Origin of the sequence: Nocardia sp. XZ_19_369 (assembly GCF_015355715.1) — a bacterium.
GTDB lineage: Bacteria > Actinomycetota > Actinomycetes > Mycobacteriales > Mycobacteriaceae > Nocardia.
In genome coordinates this window covers 86932-112278 of record NZ_JACVED010000005.1, presented here as the reverse complement: position 1 = coordinate 112278, position 25347 = coordinate 86932, and the positions used below count along the sequence as shown (strand labels likewise).

20 protein-coding genes are annotated in these 25347 nt (G+C 66.7%); 4 read left to right on the top strand and 16 right to left on the bottom strand.

Annotated features, from left to right (window positions below):
* Position 1 precedes the first annotated feature (1 nt).
* From IBX18_RS19455 to IBX18_RS19415, 9 genes are all read right to left on the bottom strand, one after another.
* Positions 2 to 1033, bottom strand: a complete 1032-nt coding sequence (locus IBX18_RS19455; RefSeq protein ID WP_194835055.1) for a beta-ketoacyl synthase N-terminal-like domain-containing protein — start codon at positions 1031 to 1033, stop codon at positions 2 to 4.
* Positions 1015 to 2370 (bottom strand): AMP-binding protein, encoded by a 1356-nt coding sequence (locus IBX18_RS19450; protein WP_194835054.1) that lies wholly within the window; start codon positions 2368 to 2370, stop codon positions 1015 to 1017. The genes IBX18_RS19455 and IBX18_RS19450 overlap by 19 nt, the downstream gene beginning before the upstream one ends.
* Positions 2363 to 2827 carry a hypothetical protein gene (locus IBX18_RS19445; protein WP_194835053.1) on the bottom strand — a complete coding sequence of 155 codons (465 nt, stop codon included), beginning with the start codon at positions 2825 to 2827 and terminating at the stop codon, positions 2363 to 2365. The genes IBX18_RS19450 and IBX18_RS19445 overlap by 8 nt, the downstream gene beginning before the upstream one ends.
* Positions 2814 to 4070, bottom strand: a complete 1257-nt coding sequence (locus IBX18_RS19440; RefSeq protein ID WP_194835052.1) for an aldehyde dehydrogenase family protein — start codon at positions 4068 to 4070, stop codon at positions 2814 to 2816. The genes IBX18_RS19445 and IBX18_RS19440 overlap by 14 nt, the downstream gene beginning before the upstream one ends.
* Entirely contained in the window at positions 4067 to 4537 is a 471-nt protein-coding gene (locus tag IBX18_RS19435; protein ID WP_194835051.1) for a hypothetical protein, read from the bottom strand. The genes IBX18_RS19440 and IBX18_RS19435 overlap by 4 nt, the downstream gene beginning before the upstream one ends.
* 12 nt (positions 4538 to 4549) lie before the next feature.
* Positions 4550 to 5341 carry an SDR family oxidoreductase gene (locus IBX18_RS19430; RefSeq protein ID WP_194835050.1) on the bottom strand — a complete coding sequence of 264 codons (792 nt, stop codon included), beginning with the start codon at positions 5339 to 5341 and terminating at the stop codon, positions 4550 to 4552.
* A complete protein-coding gene (locus tag IBX18_RS19425) occupies positions 5338 to 7929 on the bottom strand; it encodes a hypothetical protein (protein ID WP_194835049.1) in 2592 nt (863 codons plus the stop codon). The genes IBX18_RS19430 and IBX18_RS19425 overlap by 4 nt, the downstream gene beginning before the upstream one ends.
* Positions 7930 to 7936: 7 nt before the next feature.
* Positions 7937 to 8494, bottom strand: a complete 558-nt coding sequence (locus IBX18_RS19420; protein ID WP_194835048.1) for a flavoprotein — start codon at positions 8492 to 8494, stop codon at positions 7937 to 7939.
* A gap of 511 nt (positions 8495 to 9005) precedes the next feature.
* Complete coding sequence (locus IBX18_RS19415; RefSeq protein WP_194835047.1) at positions 9006 to 10016, bottom strand: ParB/RepB/Spo0J family partition protein; 1011 nt, start codon at positions 10014 to 10016, stop codon at positions 9006 to 9008.
* Between the two features lie 493 nt (positions 10017 to 10509).
* Between IBX18_RS19415 and IBX18_RS19410 the strand changes: the two genes are divergently transcribed.
* Positions 10510 to 11724: a sensor histidine kinase gene (locus tag IBX18_RS19410; protein ID WP_194835046.1), complete on the top strand. Its 1215-nt coding sequence runs from the start codon at positions 10510 to 10512 to the stop codon at positions 11722 to 11724.
* A 51-nt stretch (positions 11725 to 11775) separates the two neighbouring features.
* On the opposite strand, the gene IBX18_RS19405 is transcribed toward IBX18_RS19410, so the two are convergent.
* The 4 genes from IBX18_RS19405 to IBX18_RS19390 form a co-directional block, all read right to left on the bottom strand.
* On the bottom strand, positions 11776 to 12468 hold the full coding sequence (locus tag IBX18_RS19405) for an aspartyl/asparaginyl beta-hydroxylase domain-containing protein (protein WP_194835045.1): 693 nt from the start codon (positions 12466 to 12468) through the stop codon (positions 11776 to 11778).
* A gap of 77 nt (positions 12469 to 12545) precedes the next feature.
* Positions 12546 to 15155 carry a class III lanthionine synthetase LanKC gene (gene lanKC / locus IBX18_RS19400; RefSeq protein WP_194835044.1) on the bottom strand — a complete coding sequence of 870 codons (2610 nt, stop codon included), beginning with the start codon at positions 15153 to 15155 and terminating at the stop codon, positions 12546 to 12548.
* Positions 15156 to 15377: 222 nt separating this feature from the next.
* Entirely contained in the window at positions 15378 to 16016 is a 639-nt protein-coding gene (locus IBX18_RS19395; RefSeq protein WP_194835043.1) for a GNAT family N-acetyltransferase, read from the bottom strand.
* Positions 16013 to 16726, bottom strand: a complete 714-nt coding sequence (locus IBX18_RS19390) for a hypothetical protein (RefSeq protein ID WP_194835042.1) — start codon at positions 16724 to 16726, stop codon at positions 16013 to 16015. The genes IBX18_RS19395 and IBX18_RS19390 overlap by 4 nt, the downstream gene beginning before the upstream one ends.
* Positions 16727 to 16973: 247 nt before the next feature.
* On the opposite strand from IBX18_RS19390, the gene IBX18_RS19385 reads away from it, so the two are divergent.
* The 3 genes from IBX18_RS19385 (at position 16974) to IBX18_RS19375 (ending at position 20138) form a co-directional block, all read left to right on the top strand.
* Positions 16974 to 18035 (top strand): hypothetical protein, encoded by a 1062-nt coding sequence (locus IBX18_RS19385; protein WP_194835041.1) that lies wholly within the window; start codon positions 16974 to 16976, stop codon positions 18033 to 18035.
* Between the two features lie 28 nt (positions 18036 to 18063).
* Positions 18064 to 18825 carry a class I SAM-dependent methyltransferase gene (locus tag IBX18_RS19380; RefSeq protein WP_194835040.1) on the top strand — a complete coding sequence of 254 codons (762 nt, stop codon included), beginning with the start codon at positions 18064 to 18066 and terminating at the stop codon, positions 18823 to 18825.
* A 110-nt stretch (positions 18826 to 18935) separates the two neighbouring features.
* On the top strand, positions 18936 to 20138 hold the full coding sequence (locus tag IBX18_RS19375; RefSeq protein ID WP_194835039.1) for a cytochrome P450: 1203 nt from the start codon (positions 18936 to 18938) through the stop codon (positions 20136 to 20138).
* 259 nt (positions 20139 to 20397) lie between these two features.
* Here IBX18_RS19375 and lanL read toward each other — a convergent pair whose 3' ends face one another.
* The 3 genes from lanL to IBX18_RS19360 form a co-directional block, all read right to left on the bottom strand.
* Positions 20398 to 23115 (bottom strand): class IV lanthionine synthetase LanL, encoded by a 2718-nt coding sequence (gene lanL / locus IBX18_RS19370; protein WP_194835038.1) that lies wholly within the window; start codon positions 23113 to 23115, stop codon positions 20398 to 20400.
* Positions 23116 to 23254: 139 nt separating this feature from the next.
* Positions 23255 to 24340 carry a ParB/RepB/Spo0J family partition protein gene (locus IBX18_RS19365; RefSeq protein ID WP_228541423.1) on the bottom strand — a complete coding sequence of 362 codons (1086 nt, stop codon included), beginning with the start codon at positions 24338 to 24340 and terminating at the stop codon, positions 23255 to 23257.
* 202 nt (positions 24341 to 24542) lie between these two features.
* On the bottom strand, positions 24543 to 25277 hold the full coding sequence (locus tag IBX18_RS19360; protein ID WP_194835037.1) for a DUF899 family protein: 735 nt from the start codon (positions 25275 to 25277) through the stop codon (positions 24543 to 24545).
* Positions 25278 to 25347: the final 70 nt, after the last annotated feature.

Below are 25347 nucleotides of genomic sequence, written 5' to 3'. Positions count from 1 at the left end.
ATCATTCCCTTCCTTGTTGAACCAGAATCGAGCACGAGGTCCCCCCGAATCCGAAGGCGTTGACGATCCCCGCGCTCGGTCCGGTGTTGTCGATGGTGTGGCCGTGTGACACGACCCGGGCGCCGGCGGCCTCGATCGGATCGAGGCAGTGCTGCGTGCCGAATATCCGCCCACGGCGCAAGGTCTCGAAAGCGACCATGGCCGAGGCCAATCCGGCGGAATGCACCGAGTGCCCCACCTCGCCCTTGCAGGACGAGACGTACAGCTCGGTGTCGAGCGAGCGGCCGAGCGCCGCCACCGCATCGAGCTCGACCCGGTCACCGTGCTTGGTGCCGGTCGCATGCGCGGCCACGAATTGGGGACTGACCCCGGCGCTGCGGACCGCGCTCGACATGCACCACAGCTGGCTGTCCAGATCGGATTGCGCGCCGAGACCGAGCGTCTGTATCCCGATGCCGCTGATCACCGGCCGGTCGGGCCGATCGGCGGCGGCCGAGCCCAGAATGACCGCCCCGACAAAGAATCCGAGGGCCGTGCCGTCGGCACTCGCGTCGAACGGCCTGCAGTACTCGAGGTCGGTCAACGCGCCCGAACTGGCGAACGCGGCCCGCTCGATGAATCCGGGAGCGGTGGCGCCCAGCACCAGGGCGTGGTCGCACCGGTCGCGCTGGATCAGTGCGGCCGCGACCGCGAGCGCCAACCCGGCCGAGGCGCAGGCGTGCGAGATGACCAGCCGATCGCGCCGCCAGGCCGCCAGGCGTGGGTTGGTCTGGCTCGGCGTAGGCAGATAGTCCTCGACATTGGACGGAAAGTAGGCGCCGGTGGTCTGGGCCGCTTCCACGATGACCAGCCGGCTGCCGACCACTTCGGGATTGCGCGCGAGCAGCGTGTCCACGCAGTGCGCCAGCACGTCGGGGCGGGAACGGTGCGCGATCTCCGCCTCGGCGATGTGCGGTCCGGGATCGAAGGCCGATGCGGTCTCGTATCCGGCCGCGCGATGAGCGCCGAGATAATCTACGACAGTTGCGTGCATGGCATCTCCATCGATCCGTTCAGATGAGCCGCCACCTGGGCTGCGAGCCTGCGACGATCCACTTTCCCCGCTGCCGTCAGCGGCACGTCCGCGTGCTGCATCAGCAGGATCTCGCGCGCTTTGAACTGGACGGGGAACTCCCGTGCGTTCGCCACGATCGACCGCGTCAGCTCCGCGTCGTGCGCGGCATCGCGCTCGGTGATCGCGACGAGCACCACTCGCCTGCGTCCGTTCTGCGCCGGATCTACTTGCAGCACGGCGACTTCCGGGGCGTTGCGGGCCGTGCCGCGCACCTGCTGTTCGAGCACGCTGGAATGCAGTTTCGCACCCTGACTGATCAACATCGCGTCCAGGCGGCCGTGCACGGCGAGCTGCCCCGCAGGGCCGAGCGCGCCGAAGTCCCTGGTGCGCAGCCAGCCATCCTGGGTGAGGTCAGGATTCGGGATCAGCCGCCGCCGCTCGGCATCCCAGACCTGGTCGGCGACGCTCGGGCTGCGGACCTGGATCTCGTCGTCGACGAGCCGGACCTCGGTCCCCGCCAGCGGCAGGCCGACATGCCGCGGGGAGTAGTGCGCACCGATCGATATGGCCACGTTCGGCCCCGCCTCGGTCAGTCCGTAGCCGTTGTGCAGCGGCGCGCCGGCATCCTCGAAGAAATCCAGCAGATCGTGGGCGACCACCTCGCCACCGACGCCGCGCACCGCCAATGCCCGCACCGCGGCCAGCACCTCGGCATCGGTGCGCATCGCTTGCGCCAGGTAGCGCCACACGCCGGGCAGGGTGTCCAGGCTGTCGCACCTGCGCGCGGTCAACATCGCCATCAGCTCGCTGAACGACGTCGCACTGCACGTGCGGAACTCGCTGCCGAACTCGAGGGCGAGATTGAACACGCTGAACCCGTACGAACTGCTCATCCCGAGGGCCGTGGCGTACCTCGTCGTCGCGTCGGTGCCGAGACGTTCGGCGGTGGCCCGGGCTTGATAGGCGAGCGCAGGCCGCGACCAGGCGACGTAGCGGCCGATACCGCTGGTGCCGGACGTCGTCGCCAGCACTGCGGGCACGTCTGCGCCGGTCGAGCAGGACACCACGGTCAGCCCCGCGATGGTCCGATACGTGTCGAAGGCCTTCACCTGCTGTTCCGGGGCACCCAGGACGAACGGCACGCCGAGCTCGCGCGCGACCAGATACGCGTAGGCGTACGAGCGTGGGTGCCCGGGGGCGAGCAGAGCGTGTTCGCCGGGGACGAGGACCGAATCCAGTGTCCGGCGTACCGAATCCAGCTCGTGGGTGGTCAAAGGCACCCCGCTGATCACCGGAAGCTCGCGACGGTCAGGCATGGCGGAAGCTCCCGAGGGTGATGGCCGCCGAGCGGTCCGGCGCCGTCAACTCGGCCTCCAGCAGCACGCACAGCGGCTCGCCGGTGCCCTCGGCCAACGCCGCGAGCACGTCGAGCGCGACATGGCGCTCACAGGACACGGCCAGTGCCGCGCCGCGCCAGCCGCGCTTGGTGCTGGTGCCGAATACCCGGCAGCCGTCCGCGTTGAGCACCTCGGTGGGCAGCGTCGGCCGCTCCTCGCGTTCGGCGGCCGCATACGTCGCCGCGGCCCAGTCGATGACCTCCGGCGAGCGGAAAATAATGTTGGCCGCGGCCTTTTCCTGCTCCGGCGCGTCGAGGGTGCGCAGATAGTCCGTGAGGATCCGGCCTATCTGAGTGTTCCAGCGCAGAAAGTCCAGCGGACCGACCGTCGCGGTATGGATCTGCGCCAGCACCGGCGCCCGCTCATCGTGTGGCATCGACTTCTCCCCGTTCGGCCGCGTAGCGAGCCAGCTCGGCCGCCAGCAGCAGCGGTCGCCCGACCGGCTCACGGCCTGCCCCGGCCGCGACCGTGCCGTTGGGGCCGAAGCCGCCGAACGGCTCGTGGCCGTTCTCGAAGTCGAAAGCCGTGCGCGCCCCGGTGTTTCGCGCGCTGCCCACCCGGCCGACGCCGACCAGCTCGGCGACGCCGAACACGCTGATGTACATCCCGTAGGGGTCGGTTTCGGGGGTGCCGAGAAAGTCGAGGACCTCATCGATGCGGTCGTAGACCACCACGTTGAACAGAGGACCGAACAGCTCCGGCACCGCGGCCGGGACCTCCGGCAACCGCCGGACCGACACCGCGGTCGGGCAATGCCGTTGGTGGGCACTGGTTTTCCCGCTCCACACCACGGAGGAGTCGAATTCGTCCAACGCCGTCATGGCACGGTCGTAGGTGGCCGTGTCCGCCAGCGGCGCACTGATCAGCCCCGCTACCGCGCCGGTCGAGACGACCGGGACGGTGCCGAGCCGCCGAACCAGCTCCGCCACGAAGTCATCGGCGACGGCGGCATCGACGAAGATGGCGTCCGGGCACAGGCAGTCCTGGCCGTTGTTGTAGAGCCGCGCGGCCACCGTGGCCTGCACCGCGCCGGACAGATCCGGACCGGACAGATCCCGGCCGATCACGATCGGATTGATGCCGGTGCCGAATCCGAGGAAAAGCCCACTGTCGCACTCCTCGTCCACCTGCCGCCCGTTCTCCGGCTTGCCGCTGAAGACCACGACGCTGCCCTGTGAAATGTCGGCGAAGGTGCTCTGCGAATAAGTACGCATCCGCCCGCCGATATCGATCGGACCATCCGAAAGAAGCTGCGCGAGTTCGAGATAGGCGTCCTTGACCCGGGAAGCGGGGCGGGCCAGCACATTTCCCAAGTACAACGAGGGCAGTGCCACGAAAAGCGCCATGCTGTACAGCAGGTTGTTCGCGGGCAGGAACACCCGCACCTGGCTGTCCGGATCGCCGGCCCGGTAGGCGGGGTACTCCAGTCCGGCGGTGCGCAACAGCCCGATCGAATCCGCGATCTCGGTATCGATGCTGTCGAGCGTGGCGATCGGGGTGAGCACCTCACGGATGCGATCGCGGCGGCATTCGATGAGCGCAGCGGTGCTGCAAGCGGTTTCGATGATCCGCTCGAAGTCGGCGTCGTTGCGTAGTGGTGGTGTCGACAGACTCGTCATCGCGGCCGCCCGCAGGGCAGTGCGCAGTCGCCGATCTTGGCGGTGATGCGGTCGGCCACGTCGAGCACCGTGCCCTTGGCGTTGATGTACTTGACCGTGCTCACCGTCGAGGTCTCCGGAGAGTCCCGCAGGTACTGCAGCACGCTGCGCGCTCCGCGACCCGCCGGTTCCCACCGCTGATCACCGACCGAGGAGCGGACGGCGACCACATAGTCCGATTCGGCCTCGACTCCGACGATCGGGCAGGCCCAGTCCACGCGATCGCACGCATCAGCGAACGAACCGGTGCCCAGGCCACGCAATACCGTCGCCTGCGCCCGCTCCCCGAGCGCTGAATTGCCACCCCCCGCTGGAGAGTTGGTGTTCTTGCCGAAGACGTTGCCGATGTCGCCGCAACCAGCAAGCGCGGCGCCGGCCACCGCAATCACCATGCCGCGCGTCGCGACACGATAAATGGTGTCGTGCATGTGCACTCCTTCCTACCTACCGGATCCGGTTGTCGTACCGAATGTTTCGATGACCGCACCGCCGACCACGTAGTCGACCCAGCTGCCCGGCGCGCGTTCAGCGAGCACCGCGAGCTCGACCTGCCTGGCGACGGCATCCACCGTCGGCAGGTCCGCGCCCGATCGCAGTGCCGCCCGGCGGCGATCCTCGGACGCGGCGGGCTCGCGCAGATCCATCAGCAGGGCCGCCGGGGTTCCTTCGACCATGTCGCTGACCACGGTCGTCAGCGCGATGGCCCGGCCGTTGGTCCGGCACCACTGGCCGACCAGCTGTTCGCCGCGATGCTTGCTCCGGGCAATGGCGTAGTAGCTGTCGAATTCGTCGATCGTCCCGAAACCGTGGGATTGCACGCTGGTCAGATAGACCACGGCGGCACCCGGGCGTAGCAGCGGCGCGAACGCCTCGAGCACCGCCACCTGCGCGTCGCCGTTCACCACGTCGGCGTATCCGGGCGCAGCGTCGCGCTCCATACCGCCGGAGGCATTGAGCACCAATGCGGTTACCGGAGAACCTGATTCGGCGACCGTCGCGGCGAATTCCGCCAGCGCAGCCGGTTCGGTGATATCGGCCTGGTAGCCGTGCACGGCGGCATCCGGGTAGTGCTCGGAAAGTCTGGCCACCGTCGTCTCGGCCCGGCGCCGCGCCTGCCGATAGCAGAAGTGCACGTCGAAACCGGCCGCCGCCAACCGCTCACAGACCCGTGCGCCGATCCCGCGCGAACCGCCGGTCACCACCGCGACCGGTCGAGCGGCCGGGGCGCTCACCGCGTCTCCCCCGGGCAGATCCCGGGCAGCCAGGATCGGCTGCGCCCCATCCAGAACGACATCGCGGCGAGCACGCCTGCCGCGCCCGTCGCGAAATCGGCCGAGGCGCGGGCCGACAACTGGCCCGGCACATGGAATCCCCCCGCGCCCGCACCGCAGAAAGCGGCGATGCTCGTCGCGATCTGCTCGTTGCATCGGTCGAGATACCTTGCGTCGAACCAGTCCGTGCGTTCCCGCAGAACCGCATTGGCGGCGAGGCCTCCGGCCAGCCCGATGTACAGCCCGGGCTGCACACCGACCCGGCTGCACGCCGCGCGTTGCAATGCGCCGCGGGTGTCCGCGTCGACCTCCCAGGCCGAGCCGAGCTCGGCGGCGGCGATCAACAGTCCGGCGTTGCCCCGATCCAGGTAGCTGAGCATCCGAATCTGCCCGTCCCAGTGGTAGAGCAGCGGTTCGTCGGCGTCATGTCGTATGTAGGTGGCCAGCTCCGCGTCCATGGCGGCACGCGCGGTGTCGAGATAGCCCGGCTTCGCCAGCACCGCGTGCGCACGGAACAGCGCGAGTGCGGCGCCCGAGAGACCGTTCAGCAGACCGGTCACCACCGTCGGCGACCCCAGCTGCTCGCGCACCCGGCGCTCCAGTTCGTCCGTGGCCCGTTCGAGCCAGTCGGCGCCCACCTCGGTGCCGCCGTGCGCCCGCCACCACAGGGCGAGCAGGATCTGGCCGGCCAGACCACCGCGCACGTGCCACGGCGAGGCGGACAGCTCCGTGGTGCCGAGGAACCGGTCCATCAGGCGGGTGGCCAGCTCGTGCGCACCGAGTTCCGCGCTGACGATGACGTTGCCCGCCCATCCGTCGAGCAGCCCGTTGCCGAGCGCACCGAACTGGTCGAGGTTCTTCTCCAGCCACGTGGTGTAACCACTCGAGACGCGATCCGGCACCGCGCCGACGCGCGACAACGCCCATACCGCGCCGGCCGGACCGTGCTCGATGCCGAATTGCGCGTGCTCGCCGAAACCGGCCGGGCTGCACGGAATCGGATACCGATCGTCGAAATCGAAACAGCCCCGCAGAGTTTGGGTGACCTGGTCCGCATAGCGGGCGAAGGTGTCCTCGAGCGATACCGCGCTCGCCCCCTGCCGGGCGGTATCGGCGAGTCCGAGCCTGCGGCGCATCCCGGTGCGCCAGTGCGCGTCCAGGTGAAAGGTGGTCGCGGCGAAGTCGATCAGCACCGCCAGCGCATCGGGGATGTAGGAGGCGATCGGCACCATCGGCACGTACAGGTACAGCTCGGTGGCGGCGAGCGCGAACTCGTCGGCGTCGCGGCCACCCTGACCGGGCCGGACGAATCCTTGCGCCCCGACGAACAGTGCCGCGGTATCAGCGCTGCCGGTCGCGGCTTCGAGGTCGATGATCCGCAGCTCGCCGCTCGGTTCGACGATCACATTCGCCGGATGCAGGTCGACCAGCACGATGCCTGCGGCATGCGTGGCGGCGACGAGCCGGGCGAGCCGCTCCATGTGCCCGGTGACCGCCTCGGCGAAAGCGCGGGCGGCCTCGACGGGCACCGGCTGGTCCGGCCTGCCCTGGATCAGCGCGGGATTGCGGGCGGCCGACCACTCCTGCAGGGTCGACCCCGGCGCGAAGCGGTAGGCGAGAAAGTCGCTGTCGCCCTGGGTGAAATAGTCGAGTACCTCCGGCGTCACGCCGGTGTCCGCCAGTGCCCGCATGCTGTCGCGCTGCGCGCGCAGCCGATCGACCGCACTGCGCAGTCCGGCGTCGAAACCGGTGAAATGCCTTGCCTCTTTGAGCGTTACGGCATCGCCGGTCGCGATGTTCCTGGCGCGGTAGACCCCGCCGGTATTGGACAGGTGCAGGGCACTGTCCACGGTGTACACCGGGCGCTGTGGCTGCGGACTCGGCGTGCTCAGCGCGGCGTCGACTGCCGCGGGCCGCTCGGCGAAGGGCGGGGTATAGGGGCGGACACCACGCCGGTCGGGCACCAGCTCCCCCGCCGGATCGGTCAGCGCGAGCACGGGTTCGCCCGCGGCGTCGCGGCCGTACCGTGCGGTGAAGGCACCGTAGCGGGTGTGCACGATCGAGTCCCCGAGCCGGTAGTCGCCGAGCACCCGGGGCCCGCGGTAACCGCGGAACATCCGCAGCAGCTCGCCGAACAGCTCGTCCAGATCGGTGGTCTCGTCCGGATAGACGACCACGATCTTCCCGGAAGCGGTGCGCGGCGCGTACTTTCCGTTCAGCGCCCACGCATATTCGTGGCGCGCAAGATGTTTGAAGGTCAACCCGCGGTCGAAGCACAACCGCGCGGTGGCGGCCACCACCTCTGCCACATCGGGCAGGGCGGGCGCCAGATGCACTTTCCAGCCCTGCGGCTGCAGCTCGCTGCCGAACGGCGCGACGACCGTCCACGGTCCTCGGCTGACCGCGCCCCACTGGGGCGGCCGGTCATAGCATTCGATCGGACCGTGCGGGATGGCGGCGAGGTGCGGATGGCGCACCGCGTCGAGCCGCCATTTTTCCAGCGGCGCAAAGTATTCCGGGTCGGCCAGCGTCTCGAGATAGAACTTCATGGCGAACTCATGCCACCTTTCGGGCCGATTCGGCGTCGATGACGCCGAACACGTCCCAGATCGGCGGCGCTACCGCCGCGGCTTCCGATACGCTCGCGCTCGGCCTGCTCACCGGGTCGACGACCACCGTGCCCGGCCGCTCGCGCAGCGTCTGCAAGAGCGCGAGCACCGCGGGTGCGTGGTCGGCGCCGGGCGGCAGATTGGGCACCAGGACCACGCGGGCCGAGGTGCACTGCACCGCGTTCAGCATCGGGGTGGACGCGTCGACGGCCGCGATGCGCGACAACGTGTTCAGCGTCGCCGGGTAGATCAGGATCACGTCGTGTCCGGCGAGCCAGGTATGCGGTGCGAACGATTCGGCACACAGCACCGGGTCATCCCAGCTGTCGATCGCCACCGGCGAACCCGACAGGGCATGGAGGCTGTGCCCGCTCACGAACTTCGTAGCCTGCTGCGAGAGCACGACGCGAACCGAGTCATCGGCCCGATTCGCTTTCATCCAATTGATCCAGACGGGCAGAAAGCAGCTGTTCAGCGTCCCTGTCGAAAACAAGATGAGCCGCACGGCGACAGCCCTGCCTTTCAGAAACCAAAAGAATGAATTTCGGGCAAAGAAACAAATATCCGGCCGGTGTGGCCGGAGCCGGTGTTCATGTGCCGGAGCACATGAACACCGATGCCTCAGACCTGCGTCAGCAGCCGTTGGACGAAACGGAAGCAACCAGCTCCGCAGCGCCCGACGCGGTGTCGATGTCGTGCAGGTCGGCGATGTTGGTGACGTCGATCATGATGATCTCCTCGGTTTCTTTGTGGCGGAGTCGGTAATTCCGCTCCGCCAATATTCCTAGCAGAGCCATTCCTGACGGGGCAATCGAATGCCATCCCGTTCGATACGCCATTCACACACGATTCTCGAACGCTTGCATTGTGCTGCCGAATAGGGCGCGGTCGCGAAATCGCTGGTCATTCGTAATTACCGCGGCCGGCTGACACGTCAGCCGAGTCGGGTGTCTTGTGGCAATTCGACGGGGCAATACCAAGGAATTGAGGGCATCGCCCCACCCCCGAACATGTGACTACCCGACCTGATCGGCGTCCGAATCCGGGTGTGCACGTTCCAGTCCGTTATCCAGCCGGGCGGCCAGCTCCAGCCACGATCTGGCATTGGCTCGTGCCAGTTTTGCCAGCGCGAGGCGGGTATGCCCGGGCGCCTCCGCGGCATGCCGCTGCAGTGCGCGGATGTCGGTGAACGACAGGGCGAGGCGGCGCAGCAGCACTTTTCCCTTGTCGTTGAATTTGAGCGCCGGGTCATTTCGCAGGGTGCGCAGAATGAGTTCCTGCGGCGAGGTCACCTCGACGGGGGCGCTCTGCACCTGGGGAGCTGCGAGATAGCCCGGCCGGGACAACCGATCCCGCACGTTCTTGGCGGTACCCACCGAAATCCCGGCCTCTCGCGATATCTCCCGCAGTGACGCCGCCGGGTTGTTCTTGATGATCTCGACGGCGACCTTTCTGCCGTCCGACACCGTCAGGCGATGGACCTTGCCGTCGCGACCCACCCGGCTGTTCAGCCGGGTACATTCCCCACCTGAACGCCGCCGCTCCACCCCAACGGTCTTGTGCGACAACCCGATCACGCTCGCGATCAGCCGGTCCGACCACTGCGGATGCGAGGCGACCAGCCTGCGCGCGGCCGCTTTGCGCTCGGCCAGGGACAAGGGCAGCCCGTGCGAAACATTCGCTTGCACCGCCAGCGCGAATGCATCATCATCGGTGCCATCGAAGTATTTGACCGCGATCGTCGGCCGTCCCTGCGCCCGTGCCGCCTGTAATCGGTGCGCGCCATCGATGACCCGCATTGTCGCGCGATGGACAATAATGGCGGGCAGTGGCGATTCCGCCTCGGCGAGCAGCCGAACATGATCGGCGCTCGTCCCCGCTTCGATACGCGGTGAACGACCGAGCGAGAGCAATTCGGTCGGGACTTCTTCGACGGGAATCGACGAGGCCCGCGCGAGCCAGTCGTGAACAGGCGAGGATGGACCCCTGCGCAGATGTACAGAATCGCCGTCGTGACTGTGAATCATGATCCCACCTGTCCCCGTTGAACCGGACCTACACCGGCGTGTGTGCGGTTTTCGAGACGGTTGGTGGCCACAGCACAATTCGCCGAGTAGCCCGCGTTCCGCAGGCCGATCGCGCCGCACTGTGATAGGCGCACGGTCGGCCAATGGAATTCCGGGATCAAGGAATGCGAAATCTGCCCTGGTGGAATCCCCCCATCGCTGCCCGAGACCGCAATCGCGTATAGGTCAATGCTATTTCCATCGGGAAGTAAAACAGTGACCTTCAGAAAAGTCAACGCTTCACTTGACGGATGGGGAACCGGTGTGCCGTCGGCGACCTCTCCGAACGCCGGCGGCGCGACGGCGAGAGTAAATATAACTCTCGGTTTTCCCTATCTCGCTCCCATGAGGAAACCTATAGCCGCCACCGGCCGAAGTATCTCCTTCATCGGATCGAGCCGCCTCCTACTTTCGGCGGACCCGGGTCGGCTTCCTGGTGTGTTGTCATGACCAGGTGAGCTACTGGTCGAGTTTATCGACGACGACACAGGACGCACTGGTCGCGGTGTTTGCCTTCGCGGTCGGCCTGCTGCTCTACCTCGCCGACCTCGCCACCCTCCTCGATGCGCCCGGCCCCCCGCTGCTGGTGCGATCGGGCGTGCTCGCGGCGATGTGCGTGGCGACCTTCTTCCGGCGCAGACGCCCGGTTCCGGCGCTGGTGTGTGGCCTCGGCCCGCTCACAGTCGATGCCTTGCTCACGCCGTCGGTGCCGATCTGGTTGCTCTGTTCGGACCTGATCTACGCGTCCGTGCTGTACGGGCGCGGCAACCAGCCGCGGTATGTCGCGATCGTCTGCGCGACGGTCTTCACCTCCGCTGCGCTCGCGACACTGGTGATCACGGGCGAATGGCGTACGACGGTGCTGGCCGCCACCCTCTCGTTCGCGTTCATGGCGACGCCTATCTGGTGGGCGACAACGGTCTCCTCACACAAGGCCATCGCCAGCGCCGAACGCATCCGAGCACGGGCGATGAGCCTGGTGGCCGAGCTGGATCGACGCGCCGCCATCGCCGAGGAGCGCAAGACCATGGCGCGCGATCTGCACGACGTGATCGCCGGCCATCTCTCGGCGATCGCCATCCAAGCCGAGGCGACGCTCGGTGTGCTGGCCCGCCGCAGCGAAAGCGCGACGATGGCGGATCTGGTCGGCTCGATCAGAGCGGAGAGTGTGCACGCGCTGCAGGAGATGCGAACGATGATCGGGCTGCTCGGCAGCGATGGCGGCAATGCCGACGACCCGGCAGCGCCGCGCCGCCTGGCCCAGCTGCCGCTGCTCGTCGAGGCCGCCTGTGCCGCAGGGGTTACCGTGCGGGTGCGCTCGGCGCTCGACGACGTCGACCTGCCGAGCGCGGTGGACCAGGCGGCGTACCGGATCGTCCAGGAGGCGCTGACCAACGCGATGAAGCACGCGCCCGGTCAGCCGATCGACATCGAGATGCGTACGCAGGAAGTCACACTGGACATCACGGTGCGCAATCCCGCAGGGCCGATGGGCAATTTGGCAGCCTCGTCGGCCGGTAAACAGCGGGGACTGGTCAACATGCGCGAGCGCGCGACGGCGCTCGGCGGCGCCATCTCGGCCGGACCGGTGTCCGGCGGCTGGGAGGTCGCGGCCCGGCTGCCGCTGACTACTCCGCAGGTCGGCGGACACGCTGCCATCACAAAGTAGGACGACCGCGCGTCCCGCCGCGGTGTAGCTCGGCGACCGAACTCCAGATGATCAGCGAACCGGCTGATCGCCCGCGTCCCGATCGAGCAGCTGCGCGAGGCGATCCCACGCGGCGGTGTCGTCGGTCGCACCCCTGACGAACGGGGTGTACCGCAGTGCATACAGCAGCACTCGGTTGATCAGCGAGTACGGCTGGCGCACCGGGCGAACGACATCGACGAACAGGACCACTCGATCCGACTCCGTGGTGTTCCACGCCTCGTGCGGATAGGTGTCGTCGAAGAACATGCTCGCCCCCTCCCGCCAGTGCGCCACCTCGCCGCCGACCCGAATCCCGCAGGCGTCCACCGGATCCGGCACCTTCAATCCGAGGTGGTACCGCACGACACCCTTGTACGGCCCGCGGTGCATGGGCAGGTGCTTACCCGGACCGAGGATGGAGAAGAACGCCGTTGTCATCCCCGGGATGCCGGCCAGCGCCTGTGCCGTCGCCGGACAGGTCGCACAGTTCCGGTCGAACCTTCGCCCGTACGCGTAGAAGAAAAACACCTTCCAGTTGTCGTCGGTGGTGAGCGCCGCCTGCTCAACGGAGATGTCCTGCATGTTCGGCACCTGGTCGCGGTAGCGCAGCAGGCGGTCGAGCTCGGACCTGATCTGCGGCCAGTCCGCTTCTATTCGTGTTGACCACGGAAACTGCCCGGGGTCGAAGAACGGGGTGTCCCCGATCTTGGAGTGACTCGCCATCTTTCGCTCGCACCACCGCAGCGATGCCGACAACAGTTGTGGCACAACAACACCGATCTCTCTATTCGCTGAACTCGTCAGAAGATGCCGGGCAGCCAGGACGTCCGCCTGCCGGTGGCGTAGGCGACGGCGGTCAGCACGCCCGCGCTGCCGGTCTGGAAGTCGCTGGAAATCTTGACGTTTCCGGCGCCCGCGAAGCAGATCTCCTCGGGCGTGCGCTGCACCTGATGCAGCTGGAGCTGGGACAGCTGCCGATCCAGCAGACCTACCGCCCGCTGTGGCAGACTCCCGTTGTCGCGCAGCGTCGCCAAGCCCGCGATGAAACCACTGCGCCCCCGGAACAGTTCAGTGGTCGCGACCAGTTCCGCGCTCATTGCGGTGACCAGGTCGGGCAACGATATCCCCGGAATCGACCAGTCCTCGTGTGCCATGGCCTCGGCGAGCGCCAAAGCGCCACCGCAGGAACCGATTTCCAGATACGACAGCGACCGGCGACCGGACTCGTGGAAGTGCAGCACCCCACCCTTTCGCCGAATGTAGCCCGCGAACTCGAACTCCAGCAGCTCGCGCGCGAGCTCGACGGCGGACCGGTCACCGACTCGGACGCCGTATCGGTGCACCGCGAGACCCGCACCGGCGGCACCGCGCAACAGTCCGAAGGCGGTGCTCGGCGGTGCCTCCTGCGCGCGCAGGGCGGTCAGCCAGCGCTGCGCGCGATCGATCAGTTCGGCACCGAGTGCATCGGCGATACCGGCGGAGACGATGTCCTCGTCGGCGAGCTGTGACACAGCCAGATAGATGCCGCCGAGCCCGTCGAACAGTGTCGGTGCGAGCTGCGATCTGTCCTTGTCCAACGCGGTCTCCACCAGCCATCGGGCCACATCCGGATATCCGGCCCGGCTCAGTACATATCCGGCGCCGAGTTCGCTGTCGTAGAGCCCACATTCGAGCCGGTGCGGTGTCGTCTCCCGGTAGGCGCTGATCCAATCCACCACCGCGTCGGCCAGATCCGGCACGTCGAGGTCGCTGGTGTCGATCAAGGACCACAGCACGCCTGCCGCCCCGGTGGCGATACACAGGGGCGACATCGTGAAACCGGACGGATCACCGGGGACGACCCGGTCCGGGCGGGCCAGGTCGAGCCTGCGCCTGATCCCCTCGGTGAGCCGAGTCGCCCACGGCACGAAAACATCCCGGCGATGCAGCGGCGAAGGGCCGGCCGTGGGTAGCGCCGCCGTGTCCGGTCCGTACTCCTTGCCGCGCGGTTCGGCGGGCGCGCAATCGCTGATTCGTTCGGCCCACCGATCCGAGAGCGGGAACAGCCGGACCGCGGCCGCGACGAGGTCCGCGAACTTGGCGCCGTCGAACGTGATCAATCGGGTAAGCGGTATGTAGCAAGCCAATTCGAGCAGCCGCAGCGCGTGCCTATCGAAGTCGATGCCCGCCTGCTTCGGATCGCTGAACCCGTGGGCACCGGCAAAGGACCGCTCGTCGCCGATGGGCACGGCGGCCTCGAAATCGATCAGCCTGACCTCGAGCTCAGGAGCGACGAGGACGTTTCCGGTATGTAGATCGCCGAAGATGTACCCGCGCTGCCACATCGACTCCAGCGCGGCAGTCACTCGCCGGATGATCGTCGACACCTTCGCGCAGTACTCGGCGAGCTCGGCCTGCGTGGCGTCCGCGCAGTGGTCGGCCCGAATGATGTACGGATTGTTGGTCGTGCTCCAGGTCTGCAACGTGTCGCCGTCGATCCATTCGACGGCGGTGAAAGTGTGTGATTGCCAGACGAATTGTTCGTACACCTCCGGCACGGCGGGCAGGTCCGCGAATCGCCGCATCATCGCCCACTCGCGGGCCGCGCGGCCGACCGCGTCTACGCCGAGCAGGTCGTAGGCGGCGAACGGTCGCGCCTCTTTCAACGCGACGCGACGATCGCGCTCGGTATCCGTGGCAAGGTAGACGCCGCCACCGTTCGAGAAATGCAGCGCCTGTTCGATCCGGTACGGCGGCAACGAATCCGAGGTCGATTCCGGTGTCTCGACGAACGCCGCGGGCGGCTCGACGAAGTCCGGACAGCGGAACGGCACCGAGCGGCGGTCCGGCACCAGCCTGCCGTTCGGGTCGTCCAGCGCATGAACGATGCTGCCATCGGCATCCCGGCAGAACCTGCGACGGTATGCGCCGTAGCGAACGTGCACCGGGGTGTCGCGGATGCGCAGATCCGACAGAATTCGCGGGCCGTCCACGCCGTCGAGCCGGCCCGCCAATTCCGCAGCGGCCGAGAGCGATTCGGCCTCGCCGGCCGGATACAGGACGATGCCCTTGCCACTGAGCTGGCGCGGCGCGTACTTGGCGTTGATGACCCACGCGTACTCGTGGCGCGCCAGGAACTTGAACGGCATCTTCACCGATCGGCAGTACTCGGCGACCACCGGGAGCAGGGTGCCGAAGGATTCCGGAGTGACCGAGATATGAATCTTCCACCCCTGCGGCACGGCGTCGCGCACGGTCGGCGCGCACAACGTCCACAGGCCGTTCCGGTGGCACGTCCAACCGGGCAGGTACGGCACTGCGGCCAATCCGCGCGGTAGATGCCGCAAGGTGTAATTCTCCGGGCCGGCCCGCCAGGCGCCGATGTCGTCGAAATGATCGCGATCGGCGAAAGTGAACAGGAACTCCCGCATAGACGGCTCCTTGAAAGAACGTGTCCGGGAGGCAAGACCGAACGGCCTTGCCTCCCTTTGTCACACCGGTAACTGCGATCGCGCTACGCCTCGGACCGGCCGAGCGTCAGCGCGTCCGCGATGGTTGTCATACGGTGGCTTCCTGGCATTCCAAACTGATCGCCAGTTCGATACCGGCGTTGACCGGCTCGGTTCCCTGGAGCTCGAGCACATTCGCGAGCGTCATCGTTCACCCCCTTTCCTCATTTCCGTCGCCATCGCCCGGTCGGCAATGGCGTCGACCACCGCCCGGCGGGCGCTGGACCATGCGGCCTCGGCCGCGCTGTCGCGGACACTGGTCCGATCGGGCGAAAAGCCCAGTTCCTCGGCCGAGATGCTGCCGATGACCAGATCGCGCAGCGACCGCCGGTCGGCGATGGCAGTGCGCGCGAGGGCCTCCGGTCGCACCAGCCCGTTCGCCAGCATCCGTACCGTGTTCGCGTTGTGGATGCCCGCCGCGAGGATGAACCGTCGCGCGCCCTCGTTCAGCGCCATGTGCTTCATCAAGGCCAGCATCGCGTCGGCCCCGAGTCCGGCCCGCCAGTCCTTCTCGTGGGCGAGCAGCACGGCGACGTTGTACACGCCCGCGCCGCGGGGGGTCATGCCGAAGAATCCGATCGCTTCGTCGGAGCCGATGCGGTGCACTGTTCCCGAGAACCCGCTCGGGCCGTTGACCGGCCGCCACCTTCGCTCGGTCATCGGCCTGATCGACGAACCCGCCGTCAGCTGCCGTCCACCGTTGCGAAACGAATCGTGCAGCAGCGGTGCGATATTCGGTACCGGGCCGGTGCGGACCTCCGCCCACCCGCCGCGAATATTCACCGAGGCTCCGCGCTACCGTCCGGTGCGAGATCCGCGCGGATACGCCGGCTCACCCGATCGGACAACGCCGAATAGTCCTCGGCCGGCGACCCGGCATCCGGTAGTCCGTCGGCGAGCCGAACGATGTCCGCACCGGTGAGCGACCAGATCAGCCCGTCCCAATACTGTCCGGCGGCGAAGTAGCGCTCCCGCATAATCCCTTCGCACCGAAATAGGTTGTGCGAGAGGAAATATCGGAGCAGCGCGCCGTTGTAAGCACCGAACACGATATCGATACGCCGGCATTCGGCAGTGCTACAGAGGTACGCGACGATCTCGTCCAGGTACCCGGTCACCCCATGAGCGACCATCGCATCGTCATCGGCGCAACCGAACCGGATCCGGAGGTGACCCGGCGCAGCGCCCGCTGCTACCAGCCCCACGCCGATCGCGGGCGCCGCGCCTGCCGCGCCGCACAACGTGAATGCCGCAGCGCAGCCGCGCAATTGTTCCCGTGCCGCATCAAGGGATATCCATTGCGGGCCCACCGAGGTGATCAATGAGCCGGGATTCGCCGAAATCAGTTCCGCCGCGAGAGCGAGCTCGCTGTCGGTCAGCACAGGACGGATCGATTCGAACTTCATGACAAAGACTCCCCCACAAATGAATTCCGCCCTACGCGGGCAGGAACGATTGATTTCGAATCTAAGCGCCACGCAATCGGCGGTCAAAGTAATCGAACAATGTGGATCCGGAGCTGTTCAACTGGGGAGTATTCCCACCTGAACACCCTGGGCTCGAAGGCCTGCGTTCAACTGGGGATTCGGACAGCGGACTGCCAGCTGTAGCAGATTTCTGTCAATAGACGATCGAAACGCACCTTGCCGTCACCCTGCTTCCATAGACTGCATGGGCCCCTGCGCACATACGTGAATCCATGCGTATCGGCGTCACAGCCCTTCTGGTGGTGGATCTGATATGAGTGTTACGGCCGACGAGCCGCTGCTGTTCTCGCCCCTACCGCTGGGGGCACTCGCGGAATCCGCCATGCTCAGCATGGCCGATGTTGTCTTCCTGTCGAAATTGCCCGCAAGCACTCTGTCGCGGCTGTGGCGCAACGAGCATTGGCTGGATCGGGTCTCGGGCGCGACATTGCAGCAGTTGGTCGCGGTGCTGCCCGGCCTGGCCGAGTACGTCACCCGGCGCAGTTACGGATCTCGCCTCGGCACTGTGCTGCGCGAGTGCGATGAAGCCGGCCTCGACATCTCGAACGGACGCATCGGCGCGCTGCTGAGCGACGGCCCGCCGGCTCAGCACGTCGCGACCACCCTCGCGGCGGCATCCAGCATGATGCGGCTCGATTCGCACGGCGCGGTGTCCAACCTCGCCCGATGTTGGGGTGCCAGCCAAGATGTGGCGCTGGACGCGTTGTTCTCGGCCGAACCGCACGGCTTGCTCGCCGACATGGCTCCACTGGTCGAGAAGGGTCTGCAACTGATCGACATCTTGGACGGCGGCACCAACTCACTGCACACGACGGTCGGTTACGGAATTCTGGTGCACAAGCTGACCAAGCTCACCGGCGCCGTGCCGGCCGACACGTCTCCCCATGCACGCGAGCGGAATTCGGCGTTCGCCTATCGCAGCGGCACCATCGGTGTGCTGCTGAGATCCGGCGACACCGATGCCTCGGTCGCCTATTCGCGCAGCCTGGACCAGAATGCGCTGCTGCGGCGAAACGAATTGTGGTCCATGACTTCCTTCTACGCTGACATGCCTCAGTCCTCCGATTTTTCGCTGCCCGCCAAGGGCGGCTTGCACAACACCGAAGCGGCGATGAGCCGGGATCTCGCGAGCAGTAACGAGGCGTACCTCCATTATCTCGTCACGTCCGCGATTCCGGTACTGCTCGAGCACGATCAATTATTCGGGGCCGCCACCGGCGAGATCGCCCGCCAGCTACGAGATCGCCTGGAACGCGGGGTATCCGACAAGCGGGTGGTGACGGCAGGCGCTAAACTGCTGAAGTCCATGCCGTAGCGAAAACCCCATAGAGTACAAGGTTGGTATGTTGGGTGATGATCGCGTTACCTCCGCCTATGCACAGAACGCGAAGTTCTGGATCGACATCGTACGTGGGCAGCTGGACGACTATCAGAAACGCATCACCGATCCGGCGCTGCTGGATATCCTGGGCGATTGCCGTGGGCTGAAAATTCTCGACGCGGGCTGCGGCGAAGGATATCTCACTCGCGAACTCGTCCGGCGCGGCGCCGCGCACGTGTACGGCGTGGATACCTGTGCAGAATTCATCGAGGCGGCGCGGACACATCCCGACGCCCGGCCGGACACGGCGACCTTCCAGCACGCCGACGTGGCAGCCCTGCCGCTGGCCGAGCACAGCGTCGACCTGGTAGTCGCCAACCGGCTGCCCAACGGGATCGCCAACCCGGGCAAGCGTTTTCACGAATTCGCCAGGGTGCTGCGGCCGGCGGGCCGGCTGATCGCACTCGGCATGCACCCCTGCTTCTACACCGGGCGCGTCGACCGCGACAGCGACGACGCTGCCACTATTCCGATCGATTCCTATTTCGGCGGCCGCACCGTCGAGCAGAAGTTCGACGTCGCGGGGCGGATGTCGCCGGTCGCCTCGGTCCAGCAGTTCTACCCGCTGGAGACCTACCTCCGCATGATCACCACAGCCGGATTCGTCATCACCGACCTGCGCGAACCCCACCCCTCGCCGCAGCAACGCGACGAAGACCCGTGGTGGAACCAGAATTTCAGCCGGCCACTGTTCCTGCTGCTCGACTGCGCGCTGCGGACGTAGCGGGTGCCGAACCCGCACCCGGGCGGCGCTTGCCGCTATTGATTCGGGGACGCTAACGTTTGGTGACGCCGACGAATAGCGGCGTTTCTTGCCCTGAAAGGCGATCCCATATGACCTCGGTCGATGAATTCAGCCTGCACCATCCGCCCGGACGCGCCGACGAGCTGTTCGAATGGTTTTCCGCACTACGCTCGGCCGGCCGGGTGCAACGGAATGATCGAGACGGACTGTGGCACGTTTTCGGATATGACGAATGCGTCCGGGTGTTGTCCGATCACACCGACTTCTCCAGCTATTTGGCACCGGCCGAACCGGATCCGGCGGACGACCTCGCGTATCTGGTACCGGGCAGTTTCGTCCTGATGGACCCGCCGAAGCACCGCGGCTACCGCGCGCTGACCACCGATATATTCAACCCGCGCCTCGCGGGCCTGCTCGAGCGGCAGACCGAGCAGGCCGCGCACGACCTGATCGATCGACTCCCCCGGCACGGCACCTTCGATGTGCTCAATGATTTCAGCATGCAGTTGGTGATCCCCTTCACCTCCAGGCTGCTCGGGCTGCCCGAGACCGAGCATCGCATGTTCTGTGAGCACTTCCAGACCGCGTTGCAGGTCGAGTCCGAGCCGGCCGGCGAGAACCGGCTCGACGATCTGCTTCCGTCTACGCGCCGAATCCGGGATTTTCTCTTCGACCACGTCACGCGCAGCAGACGCGGCGATGCCACTGGCCTGACAAAGCTGCTGACCACCGCCGATATCGACGGCCGTGCCATGCCCGACGACGAGATCGTCGGACTGCTCGCGCTGCTGCTGCGGACCGGTCAGGGCGCGATGCTGTCGGTCGCGAATGCCGTGCTGTGCCTTGACGATAACCCAACGGCGATGGTCGAACTGCGTGATGATCCCGGGCTGATCCCCGGCGCCGTCGAAGAGTCGCTGCGGTATCGGAGCCAGTCCACGGTGGTCGTCCGTAAGGCCGTACGCGAGGTCGAGTTGGCTGGGCACACCATCGCCAAGGGTGCCGGGGTCGCATTGTGGCTGGCTGCCGCCAATCGAGACGAGCAGGAGTTCGACCGGCCTGCGGTGTTCGATATCCATCGGGCGCCCAATCGGCATCTGGGGTTCGGCCATGGCGTTCATTTCTGCCTCGGCGCGGGTCTGGCCCGTATGCAGACCGCTGTCGCTCTGCGTGTTTTGCTCGAGCGCACCCGGTCGCTGGTCGTCGACCGGGCCGCGGTACGCCATTGCGATCCGCGATGGTTGATGAGTGTCTACGCCCTGCCGGTGCGGGCCGAGCTGATTCCTCGGTGACATCGGTCCAGAAAAGCATCGGTGCGGCCCGCGAGATCGCGGGCCGCACCGATATCGTTGAGCCTATCGACCGTCTACCACCGGATTGAACTCACTCGTGCCGAGGCACGTGTACAAGTTACAGATCCAGTGGTTTCCGAATTCCGCGTGCGAGTCCGCGTTCTCGTCTTCTTCGCGAATACGCTGCAGGTTCAGTACCGACATTTTTCACCTCCTTCCGTTGTTCGAGACTCCGATGAGCTTTGTTCGGCCGATGAACTCAGGACTTCTCGTCGGAAGTATCCGAATCATCGTCGAGCCCGAATTCATCCACCATCCAGAATCGCTCACCGCCGAAATTGAGGCGGTGCAGAAACCCGGTGATACCCGCCAGCCCGGTGCCGTAACTGTGGTCCTGCGCGCTGTTCGCATCCGCGTTGGCCACTACCAGTCGGCCGTGCCTGAGAGCCGCGCGCTGGGTCAGCTGTGCGACGTCTTCGTGCGCCCACTCGAGATAGCGACGCTGCCCGGTCGCCGCCGCGAGATCCAGCAGCAGTTCGGCGTTGCCCGCCACGCCATGACACTGGCTCGGCCCGAGCCGCCAACGCTCGTTACGCACCGCCACCGCGCACTGGTGCGCGAGCTCCAGATACCGTGCCGTGCCGGTCGCGCGCCACAGCCGGATCAAGAACGTGCCGACTCCACCGGATCCGTTGCACCACCACACTTCCGAGCGCACATTCGCGTCGAAGACGCCGGACCGCCAGTGCGCGCTGTCGCCGATCCGTTCGGCCGCACCGGCCAGCAGCTCGCCGCCCTCAACGCCCACCTCGAGGTAACGGGGCTCATCGAGTAGTCGCGCTGCGGCGAGCAGAAAGCTACAGATACCGGCCACGCCGTGCGCGAAACCGTAGAACGCACCCCCGGCGAGGGCGCTGTCGGCGTCCCTCGGGATCACCCACATCGGTCCATCGCACAGGTCCATGTCGGCTTTCGCCACCACCGAGTCGGCACACCACGCGGCGCGCTCCCGGAATCGCTCGTCGCCGGTGCGGCGGAAGAAGTGCAGCTGAGCCAGGCCCGCGCCCGAAGTCCCGTGCGTGACATCGGGATTGAACCATTCGAGCGGAAGCGCCTCGGCGAGTTGCACGGCTTGCCTGCGCAGATCATCTCTGCCGAGGGTGACGGCCGCCTCGTACAGCGCCCACGCCGTTCCCGCGCGCCCGAAATGCAGGCCCGGCAGGATGCGCGGCTCGTCCGCGACCACTCGGCCAAGCCGCTCGGCCGCCGCTTCGAGCACACTTCTCGGCGACCGCGCCGGGGCGACCTCGTGGCTTCGGCGCAGCACCTCGAGCAGGCCGGCGAAGCCGTATTGCACCGCGCCCGGATCCGCGGACCTCGCGCCGAACGAGGCGGCGGTCCAGGGCAGGTAGGCGTCGTGGTCCATCGCGGAGATGTGCTCTGCCAAGCTATCTCGCCACAACCTGTGGTGCGGTGCGTCCGTGGTGCTGTCCCCAGGAGATTCGACGGGTGCATGGGCACGAGAAGCCAAGAAGTCGCTTACCGCGGTCAGACTCCACCGTTGCGCCGGGGATTGTCGCAGCAAACCTATGACCAGGGGCGCGAGAGCGCGCAGCGGTTGGTTCGTGATCGCTACCGCCGCAACGAGATCCGCTATTCGGTCATCGAGAGGGCGCGCGACCGGCAGGTCCGCGGGGAGATTCGGATTCGCTCCGGACAAGAGATGGAGGATGGTCGCGCCGAGCCCGTAGAGGTCGATACTCGGCTCGGCCTGGCCGTCGGCCGACTGTTCCGGAGCGGTGTAACCGGGCGTACCGAGCCGCGACCGCGACGCACCCGACGCACCGGCGGCCTCCACGTCGATCAGCACTATCCGGCCCGTGTCGGTGACCATCACGTTCGCCGGGGTCAAGTCCTGCAGCACGATTCCCGCGCGGTGCACCCGCGCCACCACCTCGACCAAGGCCCCGATGACGGGCAGCGCCTGCTCGAGCGGGACCGAACCGGTCCCGGACGCGCGCAAATGTCTTGCGGCCCAGCCGGACAGCGTCGCACCGTCGATCTGCTCTTCCGCGAGGAACAGATGCGACTGTTCCTCGAACATCGCGATCGGTTCGGGCGCGATGCGCAACGGTGCCAAGCGCCGAAGCATCGTGTACTCGTGCCGCAACAGATCACGCGCGTCGCTGCCATCCCAGTGGGTAGCTACGTGGGGACGAGATTCCTTCAGTATCACCGGTTTACCGGTCGAGGTGTCGGTGGCGCGGTACACGCCGCCACGGTTGGCGTGCTTGATCGCAGACTTCACCTCGAACCTGCGGTTCAACAAGCCCGGCTCGTCGCTCGGTGCGGTCCGATCCGGATCCGCACGCGGTTCGGTATCGCCCGTCGGCAACGGTGCCCAAGACGGCGGCTCGAACCACGGATTCCGCTGATCGGGCTCCAGCGCGCCGGTAGGTGCGACCAGAAAAGGTTCATGGAAGCCTTCGGCGCTGAGCACTCGCGGTGCGCTGAACACCCCGTACCGGAAGAACACCAGCCCGTCCTCGCGATACTTCGCATCGGAGAGGATGTCCGGTCCCGCCAGACCTCTTGTGGCCTCGTACATTTCGTCGGCGAGCGTCCGGAATTGCGCATCGTTGTCCGGATACACGGTGATGAATTTCCCGGAGTTCGCTCGCGGACAACGAATGTCGTTCAGGTTTCGCAACTCGTCGCTGTTCGCGGCGAACTTGAAGGACACCGCGCTGTCGGCCAGTATCGGCACGGTCCTGCGCAATATCTCGGGCGCCGACAGGATCGTCGCCGAGAGGTGGATCTTCCAGCCCTGCTGTCTGCGGATCAGCCCGGAGCACGCCACCGTGCACCACGGGGACCCGGCGCGCGAGTCGATGCGCCAGCTCGACCCACGCGATGAGCCGTCGATCAGCCGGCGGACAACGGGCTTGTAGTCGTCAAATCCGCGTTGATCAGTCATTACTTCTCCCCTGGTACAGCGCGACGCCGGTACATCGGCAGCGGATCGTTCGCCAGCCGTGCGGCCCTGCTCCGGGACCAGCACGCCCTCGACCGAGCGGCGGTATGCCCTGTCCTAGAACGACATTCGACGGTTGTGATCAGCCGAGTCGGCGCGCATCGGCGGCGGGCGGACGGGACGCGGGGCTGTTCTCCAGTTGGTCGGCAAGCTCATGCCAGGAGCGGGCATTGGCGCGGGCGAGCCGCGCGAGTGAGTCGAAGCAGTGGTTCGGCGCAGCCGTGGTCAATTGCCCCCAGGCTCGGATGTCCATGATGGAGGAAGCCAGCTGGCGCAACAGGGTCCGGCCCTTGTCGTTGAACCGGAGCGCGGGATCGTTGCGCAGGCTGCGCAGGATCAGCTCCTGGACCGGCGCCGCGGCCGAAAACCCGGCGCGGTCCGCGAGCTCGGAGACACCGCGCGGCGCCACCGTTTCGGCGGTGTCGTCGGGCGCGGTGGTTATGGTCGGGGTGAGCGGGGTCGGTCTATTGCCGCCCTGGCGACATCGCAGCACCGCGTCGGCGCGAATCAGGCGATCGCGCACGTCCTTCGCGGTGCCGACCGAAATTCCGGCCAGCCGCGAGATCTCGCGCAGCGAAGCATCCGGCTTGCTCTTGATCATCTCGGCGGCGATGCCCCTGCCCTCGGAGACCTCCCGGCGGTGGACCTTGCCGTCCTTGCCCACCCTGCTGTTCACGTGGGCATTTTCCCCTGCTGAACGCCGTCGCTCCGCACCGACGGTCTTGTGCGAAAGCCCGGTGATGTCCGCGATCAACCGGTCCGACCATTGCGGATGCGACAGCACGAGGCGCCGCGCCGCCGCCTTGCGCTCGGCCAGCGACAGCGGCAGCCCGTGCGCCACATTCGCGTGTACAGCGAGTACGAAAGCGTCGTCCTCGCTGCCGTCGAAAAATTTGACCGCGATCGTCTCGTGCCCGAGCCCCAGCGCCGCAGCCAGCCGATGCGCCCCATCGATGACGCGCATGGTGGGGCGATGCACGATGATCGCGGGCAGCGGCGTCGGCGCCTCGGCGAGCAACCGGATGTGGTCGTCCTTCGTGCCGGTGTTCACCCGGGGCGAATTGCCCGGCGAAATCAAGGCAACGGGCACCTGCTCTACCGGAACCGACGCCATCCGGGAGAGCCACTCGCTCGCACCAGCCACATCGACACGATCATCAAGGGTCATTGTCTCGTTCTCCCCAAGTCAAACGAAGTAGCCGCATCGCGACACGATCTCCATGAGGTGCCTGTGACACGGCCTGCGCCGCGCCCGCTACGCCCTCCCCGATCGAAGCGCGATCTTGGCCACAACCCTGACCCAGCCCCTACCCGCCGACCACCCCCCTTCCATCCATGCGAGGTCCCTTGTGAATCACTCTGCCGCCGAGCTAGATTGAACTGTTCTGCTCACTGGGGCTCGCTACCGCGTCGCCGTTCGGGCCGTAGAGGCGGGCGACATCGGGAGAGTCGAGCCACTTGGAGTAGGTCGGCGACTTCGGCCAATCGTCGGGTGAGTCCTGCCATTCCTCCTGGCGGCCCCACGGCAGGGTGTCGATCAACGCGAAGGTGTAGCTGAGCTGTTCGGTGCCGCGGCCGGTGGTGTGCCAGGTGCGGTAGACCTGGTCGCCGTCGCGGAGGAAGACGTTCACCGCGAAGCCACCGCCGGGCGGCGCGTCCACGTCGGCGCCGAACGAGCTCTCCGACGTGGAGTACCAGTCCATTGTGTTGCCGACTTTGGTCTTGTACGCCAGCGCTTCTTCGATGGGCCCGTTGGTGACGACGACGAAGCGGGCATCGTAGGGCTCGAGGAAGCCGAGCCGTGCCCACTGCGACGTGAGCCCGGTACAGCCGCCGCACTGCCATTCCGCACCGTCGGACCACATGTGGTGGTAGACGATGAGCTGGGAACGCCCGTCGAATACGTCGGCCAGCCGGACGGGGCCGTCCGGACCGATCAGTGTGTAATCCGGGAGCTCGACCATCGGCAGCCTGCGGCGTTGCGCGGCGATGGCGTCGAGTTCACGGGTGGCGGCCTTCTCCCGGATACGCAATTCGTCGAGCGCGGCTTGCCAGGTCTGCTGATCGACGACGGGGGGAAGGGCTTTGATGGTCTGCTCAGTCACGGTTTCTCCCGAGGATCGGATGAATCGGCTCTGATGTGTAGACGAAACACAGCTGCAGAAATCATCGCGC